General features: G+C 67.6%; 20 protein-coding genes and 1 pseudogene. 16 read left to right on the top strand and 5 right to left on the bottom strand.

The features are described from left to right. Positions 1-118 precede the first annotated feature (118 nt). The 13 genes from DBV10_RS13650 to DBV10_RS13590 all read left to right on the top strand — a co-directional run bounded on the left by DBV10_RS13650 (position 119) and on the right by DBV10_RS13590 (position 12,680). Positions 119-910: an enoyl-CoA hydratase-related protein gene (locus DBV10_RS13650; protein ID WP_124514170.1), complete on the top strand. Its 792-nt coding sequence runs from the start codon at positions 119-121 to the stop codon at positions 908-910. Positions 911-921: 11 nt separating this feature from the next. Further along, the gene (gene paaI, locus DBV10_RS13645) at positions 922-1,386 is read left to right on the top strand and encodes a hydroxyphenylacetyl-CoA thioesterase PaaI (protein WP_124514169.1); all 465 of its coding nucleotides are present in this window, start codon (positions 922-924) and stop codon (positions 1,384-1,386) included. 32 nt (positions 1,387-1,418) lie between these two features. Beyond that, the gene (gene paaK, locus DBV10_RS13640) at positions 1,419-2,726 is read left to right on the top strand and encodes a phenylacetate--CoA ligase PaaK (RefSeq protein ID WP_124514168.1); all 1,308 of its coding nucleotides are present in this window, start codon (positions 1,419-1,421) and stop codon (positions 2,724-2,726) included. 27 nt (positions 2,727-2,753) lie between these two features. Further along, a complete protein-coding gene (paaA, locus tag DBV10_RS13635) occupies positions 2,754-3,767 on the top strand; it encodes a 1,2-phenylacetyl-CoA epoxidase subunit PaaA (RefSeq protein WP_124514167.1) in 1,014 nt (337 codons plus the stop codon). A gap of 25 nt (positions 3,768-3,792) precedes the next feature. Continuing rightward, on the top strand, positions 3,793-4,122 hold the full coding sequence (paaB, locus tag DBV10_RS13630) for a 1,2-phenylacetyl-CoA epoxidase subunit PaaB (protein WP_186457925.1): 330 nt from the start codon (positions 3,793-3,795) through the stop codon (positions 4,120-4,122). Positions 4,123-4,133: 11 nt separating this feature from the next. Then, positions 4,134-4,910 (top strand): 1,2-phenylacetyl-CoA epoxidase subunit PaaC, encoded by a 777-nt coding sequence (gene paaC / locus DBV10_RS13625; protein WP_124514166.1) that lies wholly within the window; start codon positions 4,134-4,136, stop codon positions 4,908-4,910. Next, on the top strand, positions 4,910-5,461 hold the full coding sequence (gene paaD / locus DBV10_RS13620; RefSeq protein ID WP_124514174.1) for a 1,2-phenylacetyl-CoA epoxidase subunit PaaD: 552 nt from the start codon (positions 4,910-4,912) through the stop codon (positions 5,459-5,461). Before paaC ends, paaD begins: the two co-directional genes overlap by 1 nt. 37 nt (positions 5,462-5,498) lie before the next feature. Then, positions 5,499-6,584, top strand: coding sequence for a 1,2-phenylacetyl-CoA epoxidase subunit PaaE (paaE, locus tag DBV10_RS13615; RefSeq protein WP_124514165.1), 1,086 nt, complete (start codon positions 5,499-5,501; stop codon positions 6,582-6,584). A 134-nt stretch (positions 6,585-6,718) separates the two neighbouring features. Continuing rightward, entirely contained in the window at positions 6,719-7,348 is a 630-nt protein-coding gene (locus DBV10_RS13610; RefSeq protein WP_124514164.1) for a TetR/AcrR family transcriptional regulator, read from the top strand. Positions 7,349-7,464: 116 nt separating this feature from the next. After that, positions 7,465-8,622, top strand: coding sequence for an ABC transporter substrate-binding protein (locus tag DBV10_RS13605; protein WP_124514163.1), 1,158 nt, complete (start codon positions 7,465-7,467; stop codon positions 8,620-8,622). 373 nt (positions 8,623-8,995) lie between these two features. After that, positions 8,996-10,024, top strand: a complete 1,029-nt coding sequence (locus DBV10_RS13600; RefSeq protein WP_124514162.1) for a branched-chain amino acid ABC transporter permease — start codon at positions 8,996-8,998, stop codon at positions 10,022-10,024. Next, on the top strand, positions 10,021-11,931 hold the full coding sequence (locus DBV10_RS13595) for an ATP-binding cassette domain-containing protein (protein WP_124514161.1): 1,911 nt from the start codon (positions 10,021-10,023) through the stop codon (positions 11,929-11,931). Before DBV10_RS13600 ends, DBV10_RS13595 begins: the two co-directional genes overlap by 4 nt. Beyond that, a complete protein-coding gene (locus tag DBV10_RS13590; RefSeq protein ID WP_124514160.1) occupies positions 11,928-12,680 on the top strand; it encodes an ABC transporter ATP-binding protein in 753 nt (250 codons plus the stop codon). Before DBV10_RS13595 ends, DBV10_RS13590 begins: the two co-directional genes overlap by 4 nt. A 640-nt stretch (positions 12,681-13,320) precedes the next feature. Here DBV10_RS13590 and DBV10_RS13585 read toward each other — a convergent pair. Next, positions 13,321-13,854 (bottom strand): helix-turn-helix transcriptional regulator, encoded by a 534-nt coding sequence (locus DBV10_RS13585; protein WP_233589914.1) that lies wholly within the window; start codon positions 13,852-13,854, stop codon positions 13,321-13,323. A 61-nt stretch (positions 13,855-13,915) separates the two neighbouring features. After that, positions 13,916-14,815: pseudogene (locus tag DBV10_RS13580) on the bottom strand (LysR family transcriptional regulator). Between the two features lie 113 nt (positions 14,816-14,928). On the opposite strand from DBV10_RS13580, the gene DBV10_RS13575 reads away from it, so the two are divergent. The 3 genes from DBV10_RS13575 (at position 14,929) to DBV10_RS13565 (ending at position 18,078) form a co-directional block, all read left to right on the top strand. Next, positions 14,929-15,903, top strand: coding sequence for a tripartite tricarboxylate transporter substrate binding protein (locus tag DBV10_RS13575; RefSeq protein WP_124514158.1), 975 nt, complete (start codon positions 14,929-14,931; stop codon positions 15,901-15,903). A gap of 96 nt (positions 15,904-15,999) precedes the next feature. After that, positions 16,000-16,839 (top strand): substrate-binding domain-containing protein, encoded by an 840-nt coding sequence (locus tag DBV10_RS13570; protein ID WP_124514157.1) that lies wholly within the window; start codon positions 16,000-16,002, stop codon positions 16,837-16,839. A gap of 174 nt (positions 16,840-17,013) precedes the next feature. Continuing rightward, positions 17,014-18,078, top strand: coding sequence for a porin (locus DBV10_RS13565; RefSeq protein WP_124514156.1), 1,065 nt, complete (start codon positions 17,014-17,016; stop codon positions 18,076-18,078). Between the two features lie 141 nt (positions 18,079-18,219). Here the strand turns inward: DBV10_RS13565 and ccoG are convergent, their stop codons facing one another. From ccoG to DBV10_RS13550, 3 genes are all read right to left on the bottom strand, one after another. After that, positions 18,220-19,632, bottom strand: a complete 1,413-nt coding sequence (gene ccoG / locus DBV10_RS13560; RefSeq protein WP_124514155.1) for a cytochrome c oxidase accessory protein CcoG — start codon at positions 19,630-19,632, stop codon at positions 18,220-18,222. A 152-nt stretch (positions 19,633-19,784) separates the two neighbouring features. Beyond that, positions 19,785-21,212: a PLP-dependent aminotransferase family protein gene (locus DBV10_RS13555; RefSeq protein ID WP_124514154.1), complete on the bottom strand. Its 1,428-nt coding sequence runs from the start codon at positions 21,210-21,212 to the stop codon at positions 19,785-19,787. Positions 21,213-21,315: 103 nt separating this feature from the next. Next, positions 21,316-21,984, bottom strand: coding sequence for a hypothetical protein (locus DBV10_RS13550; RefSeq protein ID WP_124514153.1), 669 nt, complete (start codon positions 21,982-21,984; stop codon positions 21,316-21,318). Positions 21,985-22,194: the final 210 nt, after the last annotated feature.

Below are 22,194 nucleotides of genomic sequence, written 5' to 3'. Positions count from 1 at the left end.
ATCGGTTTGACTTGCGTCAGGGTTGTGGAAAGTTTATTCTCTACCGAACGGTCGGTCAATAATGTTTGCGATCGATCAAAACAAATTCGCCCCACCCTGGTAGGGCAGGAGCCTCCCGATGTCTGAACCCCTGGTCCTCGTGACGCAGTCGGGCGCCGTGCAAACGCTGGCGCTCAACCGGCCCGCCGCGCTCAACAGCTTCACGGCCGAGTTGCACGCCCAGCTGCTGGCCGCGCTGGAGGCGGTCGCCGCCAACGCCGAGGTGCGTTGCGTGGTGCTCACGGGCATGGGCCGGGCCTTCTGCGCGGGGCAGGACCTGGCCGACCCGGCCGTGGCGCCCGGCGCCGCGCCCAAGGACCTGGGCGGGGTGATCGAGAAGCTCTACGGCCCGCTGTGCCTGCGCATCCGCAGCATGCCCATCCCCGTGGTGGCCGCCGTCAACGGCGTGGCCGCCGGCGCGGGCGCCAACCTGGCGCTCTCGTGCGACCTGGTGCTGGCCGCGCGCTCGGCCAGCTTCATCCAGGCCTTCACCAAGATCGGCCTGGTGCCCGACACCGGCGGCACCTGGCTGCTGCCGCGCCTGGTGGGCCGCGCCCAGGCCCTGGGCCTGGCGCTGCTGGGCGACAAGCTGCCCGCCGCCGATGCCGAGCGCCTGGGCCTGATCTGGCGCTGCGTGGACGACGCGGCCCTGCAGGACGAAGCCCAGGCCCTGGCCCAGCGCCTGGCGGCCATGCCCGCGAAGGCGCTGGTCGCCACGCGCAACGCCATGGACGCTGCGGCGCAGATGGACTACGGCCAGGCCCTGGCGCAAGAGGCAGCCGTGCAGCGCACGCTGGGCGCATCCGCCGACTACCGCGAGGGCGTCGAGGCCTTCATCGGCAAGCGCGCCCCCGTGTTCAAAGACCGCTGATCGAGCACCCCATGGATTCCTCCACCTCCCCACTGGACCCCCAGGCCATCGCCGAGCATGTGCGCACCGGCATGCTCGCCAACGACCGCGCCACGCAGGGCCTGGGCATCGCCATCACGGCCATCGCGCCAGGGCGGGCCACGCTCGAAATGACCGTGCGTGCCGACATGCTCAACGGCTTCGACATCTGCCACGGCGGCTTCATCACCACGCTGGCGGATTCGGCCTTCGCCTTCTCGTGCAACGCACGCAACGACATGACCGTGGCCTCGGGCCTGTCCATCGACTTCCTGGCGCCCGCGCGCGAGGGCGACCGCCTCACCGCCGTGGCCACCGAGGTCTCGCTGGCCGGCCGCACCGGGGTGTACGACGTGAATGTGCACAACCAGCGCGGCGAGGCCATCGCCGTGTTCCGCGGCCGCTCGTACTGCATGAAGGGCAAGCGCACCGTGCCGTTGGCCGACACCGCCCGCTGACCCCCCTACCCAGAACACCACAGGAGACATCCATGGCCGTGCGCCAACCTGCCCCAGGCGACCTGGAGCCCATCGAAACCGCCAGCCGTGACGAGGTCCAGGCCCTGCAGCTGCAGCGCCTGCGCTGGACGCTGCAGCACGCCTACGACAACGTGCCGCACTACAAGCGTTCCTTCGACGCCAAGGGCGTGCACCCGTCGGACCTGAAGCAGCTGTCCGATCTCTCCAAGTTCCCCTTCACGGTCAAGAAGGACCTGCGCGACAACTATCCCTTCGGCATGTTCGCCGTGCCGCGCGAGAAGGTGGCGCGCATCCACGCCTCCTCGGGCACCACAGGCAAGCCCACGGTGGTGGGCTACACGCTCAAGGACATCGACACCTGGGCCGGCCTGGTGGCGCGCTCCATCCGCGCTGCCGGTGGCCGTGCCGGCGACCTGATCCATATCGCCTACGGCTATGGCCTGTTCACGGGCGGCCTGGGCGCGCATTACGGCGCCGAGCGCGCGGGCTGCACGGTAATCCCCATGTCCGGCGGCCAGACCGAAAAGCAGGTGCAGCTGATCCGCGACTTCGGGCCCAGCATCATCATGGTGACGCCTTCGTACATGCAGGTCATCAACGAGGAGTTCGTGCGCCAGGGGCTGGACCCGCGCGAGAGCTCGCTCCAGGTCGGCATCTTCGGCGCCGAGCCCTGGACCGAGGCCATGCGCCGCGAGATCGAGACCAAGGCCGGCATCGACGCGGTGGACATCTACGGCCTGTCCGAAGTGATGGGCCCGGGCGTGGCCAGCGAGTGCATCGAGAGCAAGGACGGCCCCGTGGTCTGGGAAGACCATTTCTACCCCGAGATCATCGACCCCGAAACGGGCGAGGTGCTGCCCGACGGCGCGGAGGGCGAGCTCGTCTTCACCTCGCTGAGCAAGGAGGCGCTGCCCATGATCCGCTACCGCACGCGCGACCTCACGCGCCTCTTGCCGCCCACTTCGCGCGCGTTTCGGCGCATGGGCAAGATCGTGGGCCGCTCGGACGACATGCTCATCATCCGCGGCGTGAACGTGTTCCCCACGCAGATCGAGGAGATCGTGCTGCAGAACGCCAAGCTCTCGGGCCAGTACCAGATCCTCGTGGCGCGCGAGGGCAACCTCGACCAGGTGACCGTGCGCTGCGAGCTGCAGCCGGGTGTCTCGACCGTCGAGCGCGCCGAGCTGGCTGGCTGGGTGCAGCACCGCATCAAGACGCTGGTGGGCATCACCTGCGAGATCGAGGTGCTGAACCCCGATTCCATCGAACGCACGCTGGTGGGCAAGGCCCGCCGCGTGATCGACCAGCGCCCGCGCTGAGCGGCCCCAGAACGAAAGGACACCACCATGTACACCCAGGCCATGGACACCATGGGCAAGGACGCCGGCGACGCCGGCAGCAAGGCCCTGCGCAGCGCCGAAGAGATGCAGCGCCAGGAGGCCTTCGACGCGCGCATCGACGCGGGCGAATTCATCGAGGCCAAGGACTGGATGCCCGACCACTACCGCAAGACCCTGCTGCGCCAGATCAGCCAGCATGCGCACTCGGAGATCGTCGGCATGCTGCCCGAGGGCAACTGGATATCGCGCGCACCCACGCTCAAGCGCAAGGCCATCCTGCTGGCCAAGGTGCAGGACGAAGGCGGTCACGGCCTGTACCTGTACGCCGCGGCCGAAACCCTGGGGACCTCGCGCGACCAGATGCTGGATGCGCTGCACACCGGGCGCGCCAAGTACAGCTCCATCTTCAACTACCCCACGCTGACCTGGGCCGACATGGGCACCATCGGCTGGCTGGTCGATGGCGCGGCCATCATGAACCAGGTGCCGATCTGCCGCTGCTCGTACGCGCCCTACGCGCGGGCCATGGTGCGCATCTGCCGCGAAGAGAGCTTTCACCAGCGCCAGGGCTATGACGCACTGCTCACCATGATGCAGCAGGGCACCGACGCACAGCGCGCCATGGTGCAGGACGCAGTGAACCGCTGGTGGTGGCCTTCCATCATGATGTTCGGCCCGCCCGACGACCAGTCGCCCAACTCCGCGCAGTCCATGCGCTGGGGCATCAAGCGCGTCTCCAACGACACGCTGCGCCAGAAGTTCATCGACGCCACGGTCGAGCAGGCCCGCGTGCTGGGCGTGACCCTGCCCGACCCCGATTTGAAGTGGAACGAAGAACGCCAGGCGCACGACTACGGCGCCATCGACTGGAGTGAGTTCTGGCGCGTGATCGGCGGCGACGGCCCCTGCAACGAAGAACGCCTGGGCGCCCGCGTCAAGGCCTGGGACGACGGTGCCTGGGTGCGCGAAGCCGCCCTGGCCCATGCCGCCAAGCACACCCCGGCGCGCGCTGCCGCCTGATTTCACCGAGATCCGAGATTTTTCCATGACGACCCCATCCTCCCCCTCCACCCCCGCCGCCGATCCCGCCATGGCCACCGAATGGCCGCTGTGGGAAGTGTTCGTGCGCAGCAAGGCGGGCCTGGACCACAAGCACTGCGGCAGCCTGCATGCGGCCGATCCGCGCATGGCCATCCAGCTGGCGCGCGACGTCTACACCCGCCGCCAGGAAGGCACCAGCGTCTGGGTCGTGCGCTCCGACCAGATCGTGGCCAGCGACCCCGGCGAGAAGTCCATGTACTTCGACCCGGCGCAGGACAAGGTCTACCGCCACCCCACCTTCTACGTGCTGCCCGAGTCCGTGGACCACATGTGAGCGCGCCCGCCATGCAAGCCACCAGCATCTCCATCAGCCAGGACCCGGCCGTGCAGTACCTGCTGCGCATCGGCGACACCTGCCTCATCCTGGCCCAGCGCCTCTCTGAATGGTGCGGCCACGGCCCCGTCCTCGAAGAAGACATCGCCCTGTCCAACATGGCGCTCGACCTGGTGGGCCAGGCGCGCGCCGTGCTCACGCGGGCCGGCCAGATCGAAGGCCGGGGCCACGACGAAGACCAACTGGCTTTTTTGCGCGACGAGCGCGACTATGTCAACGTGACCCTGGTGGAGCTGCCGCGCGGCGACTTCGCCTTCACCATGGTGCGCAACGCCATGGTAGCCACCCTGCTCAAGCAGCTGTGGGAGCGCCTGCTCACGTCCAGCGACACGGAACTCGCCGCCATCGCGGGCAAGGCCCTCAAGGAGGCGCGCTACCACCAGCAGCACGCGGCCGACTGGGTCGTGCGCCTGGGCGATGGCACGGCCGAATCGCGCCGCCGCACCGAAGCGGCCTTGAAGGCCCTGTGGCGCTATGTCCCTGAGCTGTTCGCCGCCGATGCAGTCGACGAGGCCGCCCACGCCACCGGCCTGGGCCCGCGCTGGGCCGACCTGAAGGACGCCTGGACCGGCGAGATGGCGCAGGTCTTGGTTGCGGCCAGCCTAGCCACGCCCAAGGAATCGGCCTTCCTCAGCACCGGCAAGCAGGGCGTGCACAGTGAGCACATGGGCTACATCCTCACCGAGATGCAATACCTGCAGCGCAGCTTCCCCGGAGGCGTGTGGTGATGATGGCCGAAGCCATCGACCGCCCGGACGCAGCGGACACCTTCACCGACGCACGCATTGCGCACGCGTGGGCCGTGCTCGACGGCGTGCCCGATCCCGAGGTGCCCGCGGTCTCCGTGTGCGACCTGGGCATCGTGCGCGATGTGCGCCTGGCGGGCGATGGCCTGGAGATCGTTCTCACCCCCACCTATTCCGGCTGCCCGGCCACCGAGGCCATCGAGCGCGACGTGCTCGCCGCCATCGAGGCGGCGGGCCTCGGCCCGGCCCAGGCCACGCTGCAGCGCGCCCCGGCCTGGACCACCGAATGGATCACCGAGCGTGGCCGTGCGCGCCTGCTGGCCTACGGCATCGCGCCCCCCGGCCCGCTGCCGCCGGGCACCGAGGTGCCGCTGCGTTTCATGCCGCGCGCCGCAGCCGCACCCGCCCTGGCCTGCCCGCGCTGCGGCAGCCTGCAGACCGAACGGCTCTCGGCCTTCGGTTCCACCGCCTGCAAGGCGCTGTACCGCTGCATGGCCTGCCGCGAGCCCTTCGAGCATTTCAAGCCGCTGTGACGGCCTGGAACTCCAGCACCCCACACAAGACACCGACATGAGCGTCATCTTCCACCCCCTGCGCGTGCGCGCCATTGAGCCCGACACGGCCGAGGCCGTCATCGTCTCCTTCGACGTGCCGCCCGAGCTGCGCGAGGTCTTCGGCTTCACCCAGGGCCAGTACCTCACGCTGCGCACCGACATTGGCGGCCAGGACCTGCGCCGCTCGTACTCCATCTGCGCCGGCGTGGACGACGCCGAGCTGCGCGTGGGCGTGCGCAAGGTCAACGGCGGCGTGTTCTCCAACTGGATCAACGCGCAGCTGCAGGTGGGCGACACCCTGCAGGTCATGGCGCCGCAGGGCCGCTTCTTCGTGCCCATCCAGGTAGAGGCGCAGCGCCACTACCTGGGCATCGCGGGCGGCAGCGGCATCACGCCCATCCTGTCCATCATGAAGACGGTGCTCGCGCGCGAGCCCGGCAGCCGCTTCACGCTGATCTACGGCAACCGCACGCTGCAGTCCACCATGTTCAAGGAGGAGATCGAGGACCTCAAGAACCGCTACCTCACGCGCCTGGTGCTGCACCATGTGTTCTCGGCCGAGCAGACCGACGCGCCGCTGAACATGGGCTTCGTCAACCGCGAGAAGCTCGCCGAGTTCCTGCAGGCCCTGATCCCCGCACAGAAGATCGACGAGGCCTTCATCTGCGGCCCCTTCCAGATGAACGACGAGGCCGAGGCCGCGCTGCTGGCCGGTGGCGTGCCTGAAGCGCGCATTCACGTCGAGCGGTTTGGCGTGGCCTTGCCTGCCGGGGGGCAGGTGGGCGCCATCGTGCACGAGGCCCAGCCGGGCGATGCGCAAACGGCGCGCATCGCCATCGTGCGCGACGGCCTGCGGCGCGAGTTTTCGTTCAGCAAGGACCAGGCAAGCATCTTGGACGCTGCCTCCGCTGCGGGGCTCGAAGTGCCGTTCTCGTGTACCTCGGGCGTGTGCGGAACTTGCCGCGCCAAATGCATGGAGGGCGAGGTGCGCATGGAGCGCAACTTCGCGCTCGACAAGGCCGAGGTGGCCGCAGGCTTCGTGCTGACTTGCCAGTGCCGGCCGCTGACCGACAGCGTTGTGCTGTCGTTCGACGAACGTTGATGGCCATGCCCATGGTGCCCATCGCAGCGCACAGCGCATTTTTCCTGCCGGGAGGCCGCGCTCCCAGGCCCCTGGCGCGCTGGCATGCGGCAAGATGGCGGCCCTTCACTACCGGATGCAAAGGAACACTGCCCATGGCCCGAGGACGATCTCCCGGATACGACGACCAGCGCGAATTGATCCTCCGCCATGCCGCCGAACTGTTTGCGCGCCGGGGCTATCCCGCCACGTCGATGAACGAGGTGGCCGAGGCCTGTGGCCTGTCCAAGCCCACGCTGTACCACTACTTTCGCGACAAGTACAACCTGCTCGTGCACATTGCCGATGGCCATGTCTCGCGCCTGCAGGCCCTGGTGGAAGAGGTGGAGGGCCAGCAGCTCGAACCCGAGGCCCGGCTGCGCGAGCTGATCCAGCGCTTCGTCCAGGAATACGCCGAAGCCCAGCATGCCCACCGCGTGCTGACCGAGGACGTGCGCTTTCTGCAGCCCGAGGACAGCGAACGCATCCTGGGCAAGGAGCGTGCCGTGGTGGCCGTCTTTGCCCAGGCGCTGGCCCAGATGCGGCCCGACACCGATGCAGCCGGCCTGACCAAGGCGTTGACCATGCTGCTGTTCGGCATGATCAACTGGATGTTCACCTGGCTCAAGCCCGACGGCGAGCTCGACTACGAGACCATGGCCCCCATCGTCGCGGACCTGTTCCTTGGGGGGGTTCCGGCCGTGCGGATGCCTGCTGCGCGGGCCAAAAAGGCACCTCGCCGCTAGCCGCCGTGTCGAGCCCCCTGCACCGTGCACCCTTCACCGGCCGCGAAGAGCCGGATTCTGGCCAGAGCGCCCCTCTGCGCTGACCTTTTCCCACAACGATCCACAGGAGACAAAGCATGAAGAAATTCCGTTTCGCACAAATCGCGCTGGTGGCCGCTGCCACCACCCTTGCATGCACTTCCGCCCTGGCGGACATCACCGTCGGCGTCACGGTGTCGGCCACCGGGCCTGCCGCATCCCTGGGCATTCCAGAAAAGAACACCATCGCCCTGATGCCGCGCACCATTGCGGGCCAGAAGGTCAACTACATCGTGCTCGACGACGCGTCGGACACGACCACCGCCGTGGGCAACACGCGCAAGCTGATCAGCGAAAGCAAGGTCGACATCATCCTGGGATCGAGCACCACGCCCAACTCGCTGGCCATGATCGACGTGGTGTCCGAGGCGCAGACGCCCATGATCTCCATGGCCGCTTCGGCGCGCATCGTTGAGCCCATGGACGCCAAGAAGAAGTGGGTCTTCAAAACCCCGCAGAACGACATCATGATGTCGCTGGCCATCGTGGACCACATGGCCAACGCCGGTGTGAAGACCGTGGCCTTCATCGGCTTTGCCGACGCCTACGGCGAAGGCTGGTACCAGGAGTTCGGCAAGGCAGCAGCCATCAAGAAGATCCAGATCGTGGCCAACGAGCGCTATGCGCGCACCGACACCTCGGTCACGGGCCAGACGCTGAAGATGATCTCGGCCAAGCCCGACGCGGTGCTGATCGCCGGTTCGGGCACGCCGGCCGCCCTGCCGCAGAAGGCGCTCAAGGAGCGCGGCTTTGCCGGCAAGGTCTACCAGACCCACGGCGTGGCCAATGCCGACTTCCTGCGCGTGGGTGGCAAGGACGTGGAAGGCACCTTTCTGCCCTCCGGCCCGGTGCTCGTGGCGTCGCAGCTGCCGGCCTCGCACCCGGTCAAGAAGTCTGCGGCCGCCTACGTGGCCGCCTATGAAGCCGCCCACGGCAAGGACAGCGTCTCCACCTTCGGCGCCCATGGCTGGGACGCTGGCGTGCTGATGACTGCTGCCGTGCCCGTGGCGCTCAAGAAGGCCCAGCCCGGCACGGCGGAGTTCCGCGCTGCCCTGCGCGATGCACTGGAGCAGATCAAGGAAGTGCCCGGCGCCCACGGCATCTTCAACATGTCCGAAAACGACCACCTGGGCCTGGACCAGCGCGCCCGCGTGATGGTCAAGATCGAGAACGGGACCTGGAAATACATTCCCTGACCCCTTGATATCAGTTGGCGTTCAATAAACAAGAACCGTTCGGGCTGAGCCTGTCGAAGCCTCGCGCGGCGCTTCGACGGGCTCAGCGTGAACGGATTGATATTTTTGAACGCATACCGGTATGAGGCGCTGCGCGACTTCCCCCCAAGGGGGGGCTTCCGGCGTCCGCAAGCGAAGCGCCGCCTATGCGGCTTGGCGACCCTTGCGCGGGAGCGCTGGGCTGGGTCGCGCCGGTTGCGAGGGGCGTCGGTCTCTTGGGTGAATAGTTGTTAAAACACAATCGAAATGGCCTTTTTCTTATGCTGGTAAAGCGCTAGCAGCTATTAAATGTGTAGTAAGCGCCAGTCAATCCGCTTCTGAAAGAAAGCCGAATATGGATTTGCAGATCGCCCTGCTCTTGGGGCAGGACGGCATTGTCAACGGCGCCATCTATGGACTGATGGCGCTGGCGCTGGTGCTGGTTTTTTCCGTGACCCGGGTGATCTTCATCCCCCAGGGCGAGTTCGTTGCGTTTGGTGCGCTGACCATGGCCATGATGCAGGGCGGGCGCATTCCCGCCACGCTGTGGCTGCTGGTGGGCATGGCCGCCGTGGTGCTGGTGGTGGAGGTGGTGCGCTACCAGCGCGGCAGCCCCGTGAACTGGTCCGCCACCGTGGTCTGGTGCCTGGTGCTGCCGGTCCTTGCGGCCGGGCTGATCATCGGCCTGCGCCCCACCTCGCTGGGCCTGCAGGCCCTCACCACGCTGGTGCTCATCACGCCCATGGGGCCGCTGCTGTACCGCCTGGCCTACCGCCCACTGGCCGATGCCACGGTGCTGATGCTGCTCATCGTGTCGGTGGCGCTGCACGGCGTGCAGGTGGGCCTGGGCCTGTTGTTCTTCGGTGCCGAGGGGCAGCGCACGCCGCCGTTCTCCGAGGCGCGCTTCGACCTGGGGGGCATCCCCCTGTCGGGACAGTCGCTCGTGGTGCTGGGCGTCACGCTGGCGCTGGTGATGCTGCTGTTCCTTTTCTTCGGCCGCTCCATGGTGGGCAAGGCGCTGCGCGCCACGGCCCTCAACCGCGTGGGTGCGCGCCTCATGGGCATTCCGACCGAACTCTCGGGCGATGTGAGTTTTGCCCTGGCCGCGCTGATCGGTGCGGTCTCGGGCCTCTTGATCGCCCCGCTCACCACCGTGTACTACGACACGGGCTTTCTCATTGGCCTCAAGGGCTTCGTCGCGGCCATCGTCGGCGGCCTGGGCAGCTACCCCATGGCGCTGGCGGGTGCGCTGATCGTGGGCCAACTGGAGGCCTTCGCCTCGTTCTGGGCCAGTGCCTACAAGGAGGTTCTCGTGTTCACCCTGATCGTCCCCGTGCTGTGGTGGCGCTCGCTCAACAGCCGCCATGTGGAGGATGAGGAATGACCGCGCCCGTCAAAACAGATATGGCTGCCGTCGCACAAGATGCAGGCACATCGCGCGGCATCGCCACGCGCACCCAGCTCACGCTCGCCGCCATCGCGCTGCTGGCCCTGTGCTGGGGCTTCCTGCCCGACTTCACCGTGGTCATGCTCTGCTACATCGGCCTGTATGCCATTGTGGCGCTGGGCCTGGTACTGCTCACCGGCGTGGGCGGCATGACCTCCTTTGGCCAGGCGGCCTTCGTGGGCATCGGCGCCTATGCCACGGCCTGGATCTGCACGGCGCCGGCCTCGGTGCAGGCGCTCTCGGGCATCGTCGGCATGGCCGGCCTGCCCTGGGTGGGGCTGGTGCTTGGCCTCTTGATCACCTTCGCGGTGGCCTGGGGCCTGGGCTCGGTCACGCTCAAGCTGTCGGGCCACTACCTGCCGTTGTGCACCATCGCCTGGGGCCTGTCGCTGTACTACCTGTTCGGCAACATGGAGTTCCTCGGCGGGCAGACCGGCATCACCGGCGTGCCGCCGCTCATCGTGGCCGGCTTCTCGCTGGCCTCGCCGCGCGCCATCGGCGTGCTGATCTGGGCGGTGCTGCTGGTGTCGCTGTGGCTGCTGCACAACCTGCTCGACTCGCGCGAGGGCCGCGCCATCCGTGCGCTCAAGGGCGGCCGGGTGATGGCCGAATCCATGGGCGTGGACACGGCGCGCTACCGCATCAAGCTGTTCGTGCTGGCGGCGCTGCTGGCGGCCATTTCGGGGTGGCTGTATGCGCACCTGCAGCGCTTTGTCAGCCCCACACCGTTCAATCTCAACATCGGCATCGAGTACCTGTTCATGGCCGTGGTCGGCGGCGCCGGCCACCTCTGGGGCGCGGTGCTGGGCGCCACGCTGATCACCCTGCTCAAGGAGAAGCTGCAGGATCTGCTGCCCTCGCTGCTGGGCACCAGCGGCAACTTCGAGGTCATCGTGTTCGGCCTGCTCATGGTCTTCGTGCTGCAGCGCTTTGCCGACGGCATGTGGCCCACGCTGCAGCGCTTGGGCGAGCGCTGGCTGCGCCACGAGGCACCGCGCGCGGTGCGCGAAGCCGTGCAACTGGGCCAGCGCACGCTGCCGGCGCCCGGCACCGTGCTGCTGCAGGCGCGCAAGGTGACCAAGCGCTTCGGTGGCCTGGTCGCCAACAACAACGTTTCCATGGACGTGAAGGCCGGCGAGGTGCATGCGCTGATCGGCCCCAATGGCGCGGGCAAGAGCACCTTCTTCAACATGATCTCGGGCGTGGACGACGCGACCGAGGGCGAGGTGCGCCTGATGGACCAGGCCATGCTGCGCCGCCCCTCGCGCGCCTTTGCCCGCCTGGGCATGGCGCGCACCTTCCAGCACGTGCGCCTGCTGGGCCAGCGCAGCGTGGTCGAGAATGTCGCCCTGGGCGCGCACCAGCGCGCCCACCGTGGCTGGCTCGCCTCCATGCTGCGACTGGACCGCGCCGAGGAAGCGGCGCTGCTGGCCGAGGCGCGCCGCCAGATCGAGCGCTGCGGCCTGGGCGCCCATGCCGATGCGCCCGCGGCCTCGCTGGCCCTGGGCCAGCAGCGCATTGTCGAGATCGCGCGCGCCCTGGCCGGCCAGCCTGCCATCCTGCTGCTCGACGAACCCGCCGCCGGCCTGCGCCACCTGGAGAAGAAGGCCCTGGCCGACCTGCTGCGCCAGCTGCGCGCCGAGGGCCTGGGCATTCTGGTCGTGGAGCACGACATGGAATTCGTGATGAACCTGGCCGACCGCATCACCGTGCTGGAGTTCGGCACCGTGATCGCCGAAGGCACGCCCGCACAGGTGCAGCGCAATCAGCGTGTGCTCGACGCCTACCTGGGCGGGGCCGACGACGACCTGCCTGCTGCCGCACCTGAAGGAGCCCGCGCATGACCGCCCCCTTGTTGCAACTGCAGGACCTTTCCGTTTCCTACGGCCAGGTGGAAGCCGTCCACCAGGTCCGGCTCGACGTGAACGAGGGCGAGATCGTCACCGTCATTGGGCCCAATGGCGCCGGCAAGACCACGCTGCTGTCCGCGGCCATGGGCCTCTTGCCGGCCAGCGGTTCGATCACACTGGCCGGCGAGCGCATCGCCCGCCCCAGCGTGGAGGCCATGGTGGCGCGCGGCGTGGCCCTGGTGCCCGAAAAGCGCGAGCTGTTCGGCGAGATGTCGGTGGAAGACAACCTGCTGCTGGGCGGCTTCTCGCGCTGGCGCAAGGGCCAGCGCGACCAGGCGCGGCGCATGGACGAAGTGTTCGAGATTTTCCCGCGCCTGCGCGAGCGCCGTGCGCAGCTGGCGTCCACGCTCTCGGGCGGCGAGCGCCAGATGCTGGCCATCGGCCGCGCGCTGATGGCGCGCCCGCGCCTGTTGATGCTCGACGAGCCCTCGCTGGGCCTGGCGCCGCTGATCGTGCGCGAGGTGCTGCAGGTCGTCTCCTCCCTGCGCCAGCATGGCGTTTCGGTGCTGCTGGTGGAGCAGAACGCACGCGCCGCGCTGCGCGTGGCCGACCGCGCCTACGTGCTCGAAATGGGGGCTGTGGCGCTGACCGGGGACGCGCAGGACCTGCTCAACGACCGCCGCATCATCGACACTTACCTGGGCATGGGAGGCGCCGTGCACGCGGCGGCTGAAGCCCGCTGACAACCGGTGGGGGCTGCCGTGTCATGCAGCGGCGGTCCGATGTCGTTCGCCTTCCGATGCTGGGACCGGCATCGGAAGTTCTCTGCGTTGTGATGAAAAAAACAAAGGCAACAGGAGGCGGGTCGATCTGGCAAAAGACGCTGTTACCAGTTTGCGTTCAAAAATTCAAGTCCGTTCACGCTGAGCCTGTCGAGGCGCCGCGCGAGGCTTCGACCCTTCGACGCGCTCAGGACAGGCAAGCTCAGCCCGAACGGTTCTTGTTTATTGAACGCAAACTGGTATGAATCCCTCTTGCCGTCCACCGGTTCGGACAGCCTGCGCCAGGCCAGCCGCCGCTAGTACAGCGACCTGAAAGTAGAGGAACCCAATGAAAACGATGGATTCGCGCGCAGGGCTAGGCGCAAACCGCAGCCATAGCCGTAGCTATGGCGAGGATTTGCAACGCGGCCCTGCGTGCGAAGACGCGTTTTCATGTTCCGATACTTCCAGGTCGCTGTACTAGGTGTTCAACATCAATGCCGGTGATGCGGCCGATCTTGAAATGCCTGTTTGGACGGGCGGACGAGCGCAATGACTCCTCACCAGGGTGGCCATACCGTCGCCGCTGAGGGCATGGCGGGGGTAATTCGCCCTCACTGCTTCACTGCGGATGGAGCAGCGCCAGCGCCTTGCGCTTGCCCAGTGTGAGCACCTCAGCGATGCGTTTCAACTGCGCCGCCCGTGGGTGCACTTGGCCGGACTCCCACTTGTAGACAGACAACGAGGAGGCCCCCAACAGCTGGGCCATCTGTTTCTGTGTGACGCCGAGTGCTGCGCGTTTCTCGATCAGCGCCTGTGCGTTGAACTGTATCTGCCTTGATTTCTTGGACGTGGCTTCTTCGGCCACCGCGTGGGCCTTGGGCGTATCCGCTACCTTGACCTGGCGCTGGGTGGCCTTCAGTTGGGCGGTCAGCGCCTTCACCTCACGCTTCAATGCCGCGATCTCGGAGCGATGGCCGGTGATGGCCTTGCGCATGCCCTGCAGTTCAGGCTTGAGCTCCTTGCGGGCCATGCGGATGACTTCTGCACGAAAGGCATTGGAAAACGTGTTCATAAGCGCAATGGTACGAGATACCCATTCCCGCCACTCAGAACATCCAAACGGCATTTCATTCCCGGAAGATTCCCGCACCATGACCACCCAATCCACCCACCTGGACACAGGCAGCCATCGAACAAACGCCATCCGAGTCCAATCAATCGACCGCATGCAGCTGGACCAGGCGCTGCCGCAGCGCCTCGGCGGCAGGGCTGAGCATGCGGTCGCGCCGCTGCAGCAGGCCCAGCGTGCGCCACAGGTCGGGGGCGATCAACGGCACACCGCAGACCTGGGAGTGCCCGGGCGGTAGCGCCAGTTGCGGGAGGACCGCCAACCCCAGCCCCCCCTCCACCAGGGCCAGAGCGCCGGCGACGTGGTTGCATTCGTACCAGGCCACGGGTTGCTGGGGCAGGTCGGCGGTGGCCTGGTCCAGCAGCAGGCGGTTGGCGCTGTCGCGTGACACCGATACCAGGCGCTGCCCTGCCAGCTCGGACCAGGCCACCTCCTTGCGCCGGGCCCAGCGGTGGTTGCGTGGCATGGCCAGCACATAGCGCTCTCGGGTCAATGCTTCAAAGCGCAGGGCCGACTCCTGGCTGCCGGTAAAGCTCAGCCCAAAATCTGCCTCTCCGCGCAGCACGGCGTCCAGCACCTGGCGGGCGCTTTCGTCGATGACATGCACCTACACCTCGGGCAGTGCCACGGCGAAGGCGCGCAGCACGCGGGGCAGCAGGTGGGTCGCAACGGAGGGGATGCAGGCGATGGCCACCCGGCCTCGGCGAAGCTGCACCTGGTCGCTCACGCGCTGCACCGCTTCATCCAGCCCCACCAGGGCTGCGCGCGCTTCGTGCAAGAACTCTTGCCCCACGGCCGTCAGCTCCACGCTGCGGGTGGTGCGCTCCAGCAGCCGCGCCCCCAGGGCCTGCTCCAGGCGCTCCACGCGCCGGCTCAGGGCCGGTGCGGACAGGCACAAGGCGTCGGCCGCCAGTCGAAAGCTCGCTTTCTCTGCCGTGGCCACAAAGGCTTGCAGCTCCCCCAGGTCGAATTTGATGCGTTGCATGCAATAGTCTCTTTGTAAATTGCAATTCACAGATTATTGCGTGCTGCCTAGACTCGGTCTTCTACTAGCCATTGTTTGAGGCCGGCCATGTTCGGCCGCTTCTGGAGTTGACCATGCAACGACGCCCCCTGATCGTGTCTGCCGCCCTGGCGGCCTGTCTTCCACTGGCCCACACGGCCGCCCAAGCCCAAGACTTCCCGCCTAAAAAACCCGTGACCCTGGTGGTGGGCTTTGCGGCCGGTGGCTCGGCAGACATCGCGGCGCGGGTGATTGCGAAGAAGCTGGGCGAGAACATCGGCCAGAGCGTGGTGGTGGACAACAAGCCCGGCGCGGGGGGCAACCTGGCCCACACACAGGTGGCGACGGGCCCGGCGGATGGTTCGGTGCTGCTGTTCGGCTCCATCGGCCCGCTCAGCATTGCGCCCCATTTCATGAGCATCCGCTACGACCCGCTCAAGGACCTGGCGCCCATCACCATGGGCGTCACTTTCCCCAACGTGCTTGTGGTGCCCGCCAGCACCGGCATCAAGACCTTGGGCGAGTTTGTGGCCAAGGCCCGGCGCGAGCCTGGCAAGCTGGACTTTGCCTCCACCGGCCCCGGTTCGGCGGCCCACCTGGCGGGCGAGCTGCTCAATGATGTGGCCAAGATCGACACCGTGCACGTGCCCTACAAGGGCGGTGCCCCGGCGCTGCAGGACGTGCTGGGCGGCCGCCTGAGCTCGTTCTATGCCGCGCCCCCCACGGCCTTGCCCCACATCGAGGCGGGCAAGCTCATTCCGCTGGCCACCACGGGGCTGACCCGCCCCGCCTACCTGCCCAACGTGCCCACTGTGGCCGAGACCTTCCCCGGCTTCAATGCGACCAACTGGTACGCATTCGTGGCGTCGGCCAAGACGCCCAAGCCCCTGCTGGACCGCTGGAATGTCGAGCTGGTGAAAGTGCTCAACACCCCCGAGGTGCGCGAGAGCTTGCTCAAACATGGCCAGACGGCGTCTCCCAGCACCCGCGAAGAGCTGGGCCAGTTCATCGCGGCAGAGCACAGCAAGTGGGGCCGCATCATCCGCGAACGCAAGATCACGGCGGACTGACGGGCTGATTGTCCAAGCGACTGAACGATGGCACGTGGGCCGACACAGCGGGCCAAGACCCCAAGCCCCCCCAAGACAACGATACGGAGACATGACATGCACCCTTTCCAGCCCACCCCCGTGAGCGCAGCTGGCGCACCCCGCCGACGGGTGCTGCGCACCCTGCTGGGCGCTGTCTTGGGCCTGGGGCTGGCCCTGGGGGCGGCCATTGCCCCCAGCGCCCAGGCGGCGGAAATCCGCGTGGTCACCTCAGGGGGCTTCTCGGCCGCTTACGACCAGCTGATTCCCCTGTACGAGCAGGCCACCGGCCACACCGTGGTCACGGCGCGGGGGGCTTCGATGGGCAATGCGCCCGACTCCATTCCCAGCCGCTTTGCGCGCGGCGAGCCGTTCGACATCGTCATCCTCGCCGACGCGGGGCTGGAAGCGCTGATCGCCCAAGGCAAGGTGCAAGCAGGCAGCCGTGTGGACCTGGCCCGCTCCATGATCGGCATGAGCGTGCGCAAGGGCACGCCCAAGCCCGACATCAGCACGGTGGAAGCGCTCAAGCAGACCCTGCTGAACGCCCAGTCCATCGCCTACTCCGCCAGCGCCAGCGGTGTCTATCTCTCCGGCGAGCTGTTCCCGCGCCTGGGGGTGGCAGAGCAGATCAAGGACAAGGCACGCAAGATCTACAGCGAGCGTGTGGGGGCGGTGGTGCTGCGCGGTGAAGCCGAGATCGGCTTCCAGCAGGTCAGCGAGCTGCTGCCTTTCAAGGAGCTTGAATTTGTCGGCCCCCTGCCGGATGAAGTCCAGCAGCGCGTGTTCTTCTCGGCGGGCGTGGCGGTGGGCACGCAGAACCCCGAGGCCGCACGTCACCTGATCCGCTTCCTGGCGGCCCCCGCAGCGGCGCCGATCGTGCGCAGCACCGGCATGGAGCCCGCCGCCAACCGCTGAACCTGGGGGCGAAAAGGCCCCTGCCCCTGGCGTGCCCTGCGCCAGGCTGTGCGTGCCAGCGCCTTCACGCCCTGCGCAAGCTGCGAACCACCGCCGCGCCGGCACGGCCCCGGGGCGGCAGCGCGCTGCGCGCAAATCACGACAACACCAACGACAACGCCACGGAGGAGACCGATGCCCGCCAAGAAACTTGTTTTGACCGCCGCATTTGCTGCACCCGCCATCGCGCTTGCACAAAGCAGTTTGGCGATGTACGGCATCGCCGATGCCGGCGTGCGCCACACCGCAGGCATGAGCGCCGCCAACGCGCCCAGCGCGGCGTCCACCACCGGCTTGGCCAGCGGCGTCAACACCACCAGCCGGTTTGGATTTCGGGGCCGGGAAGATCTGGGCGGCGGTCTCCATGCGCTCTTCCATTTCGAAACCGGGCTGAACATGGACACCGGCAGCACCGCCAATGCCAGCAAGTTCTTCGACCGGGCGGCCATCGTGGGCCTGGGCGGAGGCTGGGGGCAGGTCACTGCAGGCCGCCAGACCAACGTGCTGGCCGACGCCATCAGTCCTGTGGACGCGGCCGGCATGCGCTTCGCTTCCTTCAATCCCAACATCGTCACGGCGGCATTGAGCAACCACGGCCTGGGCCTGGAGTACGGCACGGCGGGGTCATCCAGTGGCTCCTACCGCCTGGACAACGCGCTCAAGTACACCGGCCACATTGGCCCCGTCACGGCACGCGCGATGTACAGCTTCGGTGAAAACACGGGCTCGGGCTCTGCCCAGTCCTCTGCCGGAGCCGGCCTGGGCTATGCCGCTGGCGGCTGGACCGTTTCGGGGGCCTACCAGCGCTTCCAGACCGCAGGGGGTCTGCCGTTGCAGGCCACCACCCTGGGCGCGGCCTACCAGCTGGGCGGCGTGCGGCTGGCCTTGAACACGGCGCGCAGCGACGGCAAGACATCCGCAACCGCCCACACGGTGCAGCGCGTGCATTCGGCGGGCGCCACGTGGTCGGTGGCCGGAGGGATAGACCTGACAACCGCCGTGTACCGCCTCCAGCGCGAACGCACCGGCATGCAGGGCGACGGCTACATCCGCGCCATGCTGTTTGCCGAGTACAGGCTGTCGCGCCGCACCAAGCTGTATGCAGAGCTGGACCGCACGCGCTGGCGTTCGGGCTACCAGGGCGCTGCCAACCAAGACCATGCCACAGGCGTCACCGCCGGCATGCTGCATAGCTTCTGAGTCGGCGCCATGGCCTGGGCGGAAGTCACCCATTGCGTTGTCTGCTGCCCAGCCCTTTTTGCACAGGCCCCAATACCCGTGAACCGCGCCTGCGTGGGATCGGCTTGCGCCAGCCCGGTTGCGCCCCGGTGCCTCTTCTGCTTACCGTGGCAGCAGAAAGCTGCTGGAGCGGCTGCGCTGCTGCTCGGTGTCGGAGAGCGCGCGCACGACAAAAGTCAGTGGAATGATGGGCTGGGCCGGCGCGTGCGCATCGGCGCGGTACGGCTGGACCACCGACACGGCCAGGGTGCGTTCTTCGCCGGAGCCGATGCGCACGGGCTCCAGGGAGGGGATGTAGAGCGCGGCACTGCTGTTCACCCGGATGTCGTAGGCGTGGGCCCGGGTGTCGTAGTTCTGGATGTGCACGCGGTAGATGTTTTCCACATCGCCATTGCGCAGTTGGCGGGCCATCACGCCACGGTCGCGCACCACCTCCACCTGCAGGGGCACGCGCAGGGCCATGGTGGTGGCCACGCCCAGCAGGGTGAGCGCCAGCAGGGCGGTGTACACCTTGATGCGGGGCTGGCGCAGGGTGTCGCGCCAGTCGGCGCCTTCTTGCGATGCGAACCGGATCAATCCGGGGGGGCGGCGCGACTTGTGCATCACGCGGTCGCAGGCGTCGATGCACAGGCCGCAGCTGATGCATTCGTACTGCAGGCCGTTGCGGATGTCGATGCCTGCAGGGCACACCTCCACGCAAAGGTTGCAGTCCACGCAGTCCCCTTGCGTCTTAGCCGCAGCCGGCGAAGCCCTGTGGGCGGCGCCTGTGGCGGCGCGGCGCGGTTCGCCGCGGGGGGCGTCGTACATCACCGACTGGGTGTGGGGTGTTCCCATCACGCCCTGAAAGCGGGCATAGGGGCACATGTGCTGGCAGACTTTTTCGCGCAAAAAACCGGCCTGCGCGAAAGCAAAGGCGGCATACCCCAGTATCAGCGTGCTCTCCACCGGGCCCAAGGTGCCTTGCCAGGTGCGCTGCCACAGACCGGGGGCGCTGGAGAAATAGGCGGTCAGGGTCCATCCCAGAGCCAGTGAAACGATGGCCCACAGCGCCCAGGTGAGCAGCCTGCGCGACCAGACGGCCGCCTGCGCGCCTTGGGCCTGCCGGCGTTGGCGCTGGCCCGGCGTGCCCTGCACCTTTTGTTCGATCCAGAGGAACAGCGCGGTATAGACCGACTGGGGGCAGGAAAATCCGCAGAAGATGCGCCCGCCCACGGCGGAGGTCACGAACAGCGCCAGCGCTCCGCCAATCAGCAGCAGCGTGAGCAGCAGCAGGTCCTGCGGCCCAAAGAGCGAACCGAACAGATGAATCTTCTGGCGCAGGAAATCAAAGCCCACCAGGGGCTGTCCATTCCACTGCAGCCAGCACAGCCCGAAGAACGGGAGCTGGGTCAGGCCCACGGCCCACCAGCGGGCGCGATTGAACCGGCCGGAGATGGCTCGAACGCCAAAACGCAGGGGCGACCGGGGTGGGTGGACATGGAGGGGGTGTGCGCGTGGCGCGCTGGCAGATGACATGGCAAGCTCCTGCGGCCATGCGTCGTGGAGTGACAAAAAAACCGGCCGCCTTGTGCCCTCCAGTGGGCCACCAACGGTGCGTTGAAAACAGCGGCAGACGCTGCGCTTGGCAACCGTAGCAGATGCGCAATCTGCTCGGCGTCCGCGCCGGATCAGCCCTGGCGGCCTGCTGCCCAGCCACGCACCAGGGCGCCCAGGATGTGGGTGGCGCGGGTGATTTCGTGGGCGGGGGCCGCGCCGAAATTCAGCCTGATGCAGTGGGAAAAACGCCGATCCGCCGAAAACAGTTGGCCGGGCATGAGGCTCACCCCCGCCTGCAGGGCCTGGCGCATCAAGGCGATGGCGTCGATGTGGGGGGCGAGTTCCAGCCACAGGAAATAGCCGCCCTGCGGGCGGGTGACACGGGTGCCTGGCGGAAAGGACTCGGCGATGGCATCCATCATCACATCCCGCTGCAGCGCCAGCGTTTGCCGCAGCCGGCGCAGATGCAGGTCGTAGCCCCCCTGGGCCAGGTAGTCGGAGATTGCGGCCTGCGGCGGCACGGAGGCCGAGAGGCTGCTCATCACCTTCAGGCGTTCGACGGCCCGCGTCCAGCGCCCTGCCGCCGCCCACCCGACCCGGTAGCCCGGGGCCAGGCTCTTGGAGAACGAGGCGCAGTGGATCACCCAGCCCTGCTTGTCAAAGGCCTTGATGGGGCGCGGCTTGTGGGCCCCCGCATACAGATCGCCATAGACATCGTCTTCGATGAGCGGCACCTGGTAGCGCGCCAGCAGCTCGGCCATGGCCTGCTTGTGGGGCTCCGGCGCTAGAGCCCCCACGGGGTTCTGGAACGTGGGCATGAACCAGCAGGCGCGGACCTGGCCACTGGCCAGGGCGGCTTCCATCGCTGCCAGATCGACGCCCTCGGTGGGGCTGGTGGGCAGGGGCAGGGCGCGCAGCTTCAGCCGCTCGATGGCTTGCAGCGAGGCATAGAACGTGGGGGACTCCACCAGCACCAGGTCCCCCGGCTCGGTGACCGCCTGCAGGCTGAGGTTGAGCGCATCCATGGCCCCGTTGGTGATGACGATCTCATCCACCTCGGCATGGATGCCGTCCACCGCGTAGCGCTGCGCGATTTGCTGGCGCAGCCGCAGGTGCCCCGTGGTCAGGTCCTCGATGAGCTTGCGCGGCGGCAGCCGCCGCATGGCGGCGCCCAGGCTGCGTGCCAGGCGGTCCAGCGGAAACCAGGCCGGGTCCGGGAAGGCCGAGCCCAGCGGTATCACCTCCGGGCGCCGGGAGAGGTTCAGGATCTCCACCACTAGGTCGTTGATGGCGACGGTTTGGGTCTCCAGCGGCGGCCGGGAGGTTTCGGGGCATTTCAGGGGCTCTTGCGCACGCGGCGTGACGTAGTAGCCCGAGCGCGCACGCGCCTGCACCACGCCGCGCGACTCCAGCAGGTAGTAGGCCTGGAAAACGGTGGACTGGCTGATTTTCCGCCGCTCGCTGCACATCCGCACCGATGGCAGCCGGTCGCCCACGCGCAGGGAGCCGGAGCGGATCAGGGCATGGATTTCGTCGGCGAGCTGCTCGTATTGCGTCATGGGGAGGGGGAGATCATCGCCCGGGCCAGCCATTCTAGGGACCCTCTGCACGAACCGGGCGGTTCCTGTTGCGCCACGTCGAATGCGTGGGCCACGGCCCACCTCACAGGGCCATCTCGGGGGCTGCAATGAGCGACTGGTACAGCACGCCCAAGGCCAGGCGCACGGGTTCGGTCTTGTGCAGCAAGAGGCTGTCGCCCAGCCATTCGTCGGCGCGGAAGAGGGCGTTGTCCACGCGCACCCTGGCGGGGCAGGTGTCCTTGAGGTGCGGCAACAGGTTGCCGGGCTCCGTGTGGACCCCATCTTCTTCGCTTTGCAGAACGGCCCACCCCGTGGCGCCTTGCATCTGCACCGGCACGATGAGGGAGAAGCCGTCGGCCTGTGCATTGGCCACGGAATGGACCAGGCCGCTGAGCCGCATGCCGCGCCCTGCATCCTGTGCAAGGAGCACGGGGGCGTCGAGCGACAGTGGCGTCGATGCCGCACGCTGGAACTGCAGCAAGTCGGGCAGCAGGTGCTCGCGCACGGCGGTATTGAAGGACTGCACCAAAAACTCGATGGCCGTGCGCTGGCACCAGAACAGCACGCCGGCGGACAAGGACTTCTCGCAGAGCGAGCGCATCAGCAGGCCCAGCTCCTGCGGGTCGCCACCAAGCCCTCCCATGTGGGCGGGCACGGCGCAGCGCAGGGCGTCTGGGGTGATGGCATCCCGCAGCAACGTGGGCGCTACGGCGGGGGCATCGGGCGGCATGGGGGCGTGGCGGATGTGCATCCCTCCATGGTGCGGCCCGCCGCTGCGGCTGTGCCATGGCAGTGGTGCGCAAAAAGGGCCCTAGCAGGCGCCGCGGTCCTTTGAACAGGTTCTTGGCAGGCCCAAAACAAAAAGGGCTCCCTCTGGGAGCCCCGTCTGCGTGCCTGGTTTCAGCGCTGCGGGTTCAAAACACTCCCCATGGCAGCAGCCCTCCGCACAACGCGAAGTGCC

This window comes from Acidovorax sp. FJL06 (genome assembly GCF_003852545.1).
GTDB lineage: Bacteria > Pseudomonadota > Gammaproteobacteria > Burkholderiales > Burkholderiaceae_C > Acidovorax.
This window is presented reverse-complemented; position numbering and strand designations above follow the sequence as displayed.

Excerpts from the sequence above, each read along its gene's own strand:
- DBV10_RS13650 (WP_124514170.1), top strand. The coding sequence starts at position 119 with ATGTCTGAACCCCTGGTCCTCGTGACGCAGTCGGGCGCCGTGCAAACG.
- paaI (WP_124514169.1), top strand. The coding sequence starts at position 922 with ATGGATTCCTCCACCTCCCCACTGGACCCCCAGGCCATCGCCGAGCAT.
- paaK (WP_124514168.1), top strand. The coding sequence starts at position 1,419 with ATGGCCGTGCGCCAACCTGCCCCAGGCGACCTGGAGCCCATCGAAACC.
- paaA (WP_124514167.1), top strand. The coding sequence starts at position 2,754 with ATGTACACCCAGGCCATGGACACCATGGGCAAGGACGCCGGCGACGCC.
- paaB (WP_186457925.1), top strand. The coding sequence starts at position 3,793 with ATGACGACCCCATCCTCCCCCTCCACCCCCGCCGCCGATCCCGCCATG.
- paaC (WP_124514166.1), top strand. The coding sequence starts at position 4,134 with ATGCAAGCCACCAGCATCTCCATCAGCCAGGACCCGGCCGTGCAGTAC.
- paaD (WP_124514174.1), top strand. The coding sequence starts at position 4,910 with ATGATGGCCGAAGCCATCGACCGCCCGGACGCAGCGGACACCTTCACC.
- paaE (WP_124514165.1), top strand. The coding sequence starts at position 5,499 with ATGAGCGTCATCTTCCACCCCCTGCGCGTGCGCGCCATTGAGCCCGAC.
- DBV10_RS13610 (WP_124514164.1), top strand. The coding sequence starts at position 6,719 with ATGGCCCGAGGACGATCTCCCGGATACGACGACCAGCGCGAATTGATC.
- DBV10_RS13605 (WP_124514163.1), top strand. The coding sequence starts at position 7,465 with ATGAAGAAATTCCGTTTCGCACAAATCGCGCTGGTGGCCGCTGCCACC.
- DBV10_RS13600 (WP_124514162.1), top strand. The coding sequence starts at position 8,996 with ATGGATTTGCAGATCGCCCTGCTCTTGGGGCAGGACGGCATTGTCAAC.
- DBV10_RS13595 (WP_124514161.1), top strand. The coding sequence starts at position 10,021 with ATGACCGCGCCCGTCAAAACAGATATGGCTGCCGTCGCACAAGATGCA.
- DBV10_RS13590 (WP_124514160.1), top strand. The coding sequence starts at position 11,928 with ATGACCGCCCCCTTGTTGCAACTGCAGGACCTTTCCGTTTCCTACGGC.
- DBV10_RS13585 (WP_233589914.1), bottom strand. The coding sequence starts at position 13,854 with ATGGTGCGGGAATCTTCCGGGAATGAAATGCCGTTTGGATGTTCTGAG.
- DBV10_RS13575 (WP_124514158.1), top strand. The coding sequence starts at position 14,929 with ATGCAACGACGCCCCCTGATCGTGTCTGCCGCCCTGGCGGCCTGTCTT.
- DBV10_RS13570 (WP_124514157.1), top strand. The coding sequence starts at position 16,000 with ATGCACCCTTTCCAGCCCACCCCCGTGAGCGCAGCTGGCGCACCCCGC.
- DBV10_RS13565 (WP_124514156.1), top strand. The coding sequence starts at position 17,014 with ATGCCCGCCAAGAAACTTGTTTTGACCGCCGCATTTGCTGCACCCGCC.
- ccoG (WP_124514155.1), bottom strand. The coding sequence starts at position 19,632 with ATGTCATCTGCCAGCGCGCCACGCGCACACCCCCTCCATGTCCACCCA.
- DBV10_RS13555 (WP_124514154.1), bottom strand. The coding sequence starts at position 21,212 with ATGACGCAATACGAGCAGCTCGCCGACGAAATCCATGCCCTGATCCGC.
- DBV10_RS13550 (WP_124514153.1), bottom strand. The coding sequence starts at position 21,984 with ATGCACATCCGCCACGCCCCCATGCCGCCCGATGCCCCCGCCGTAGCG.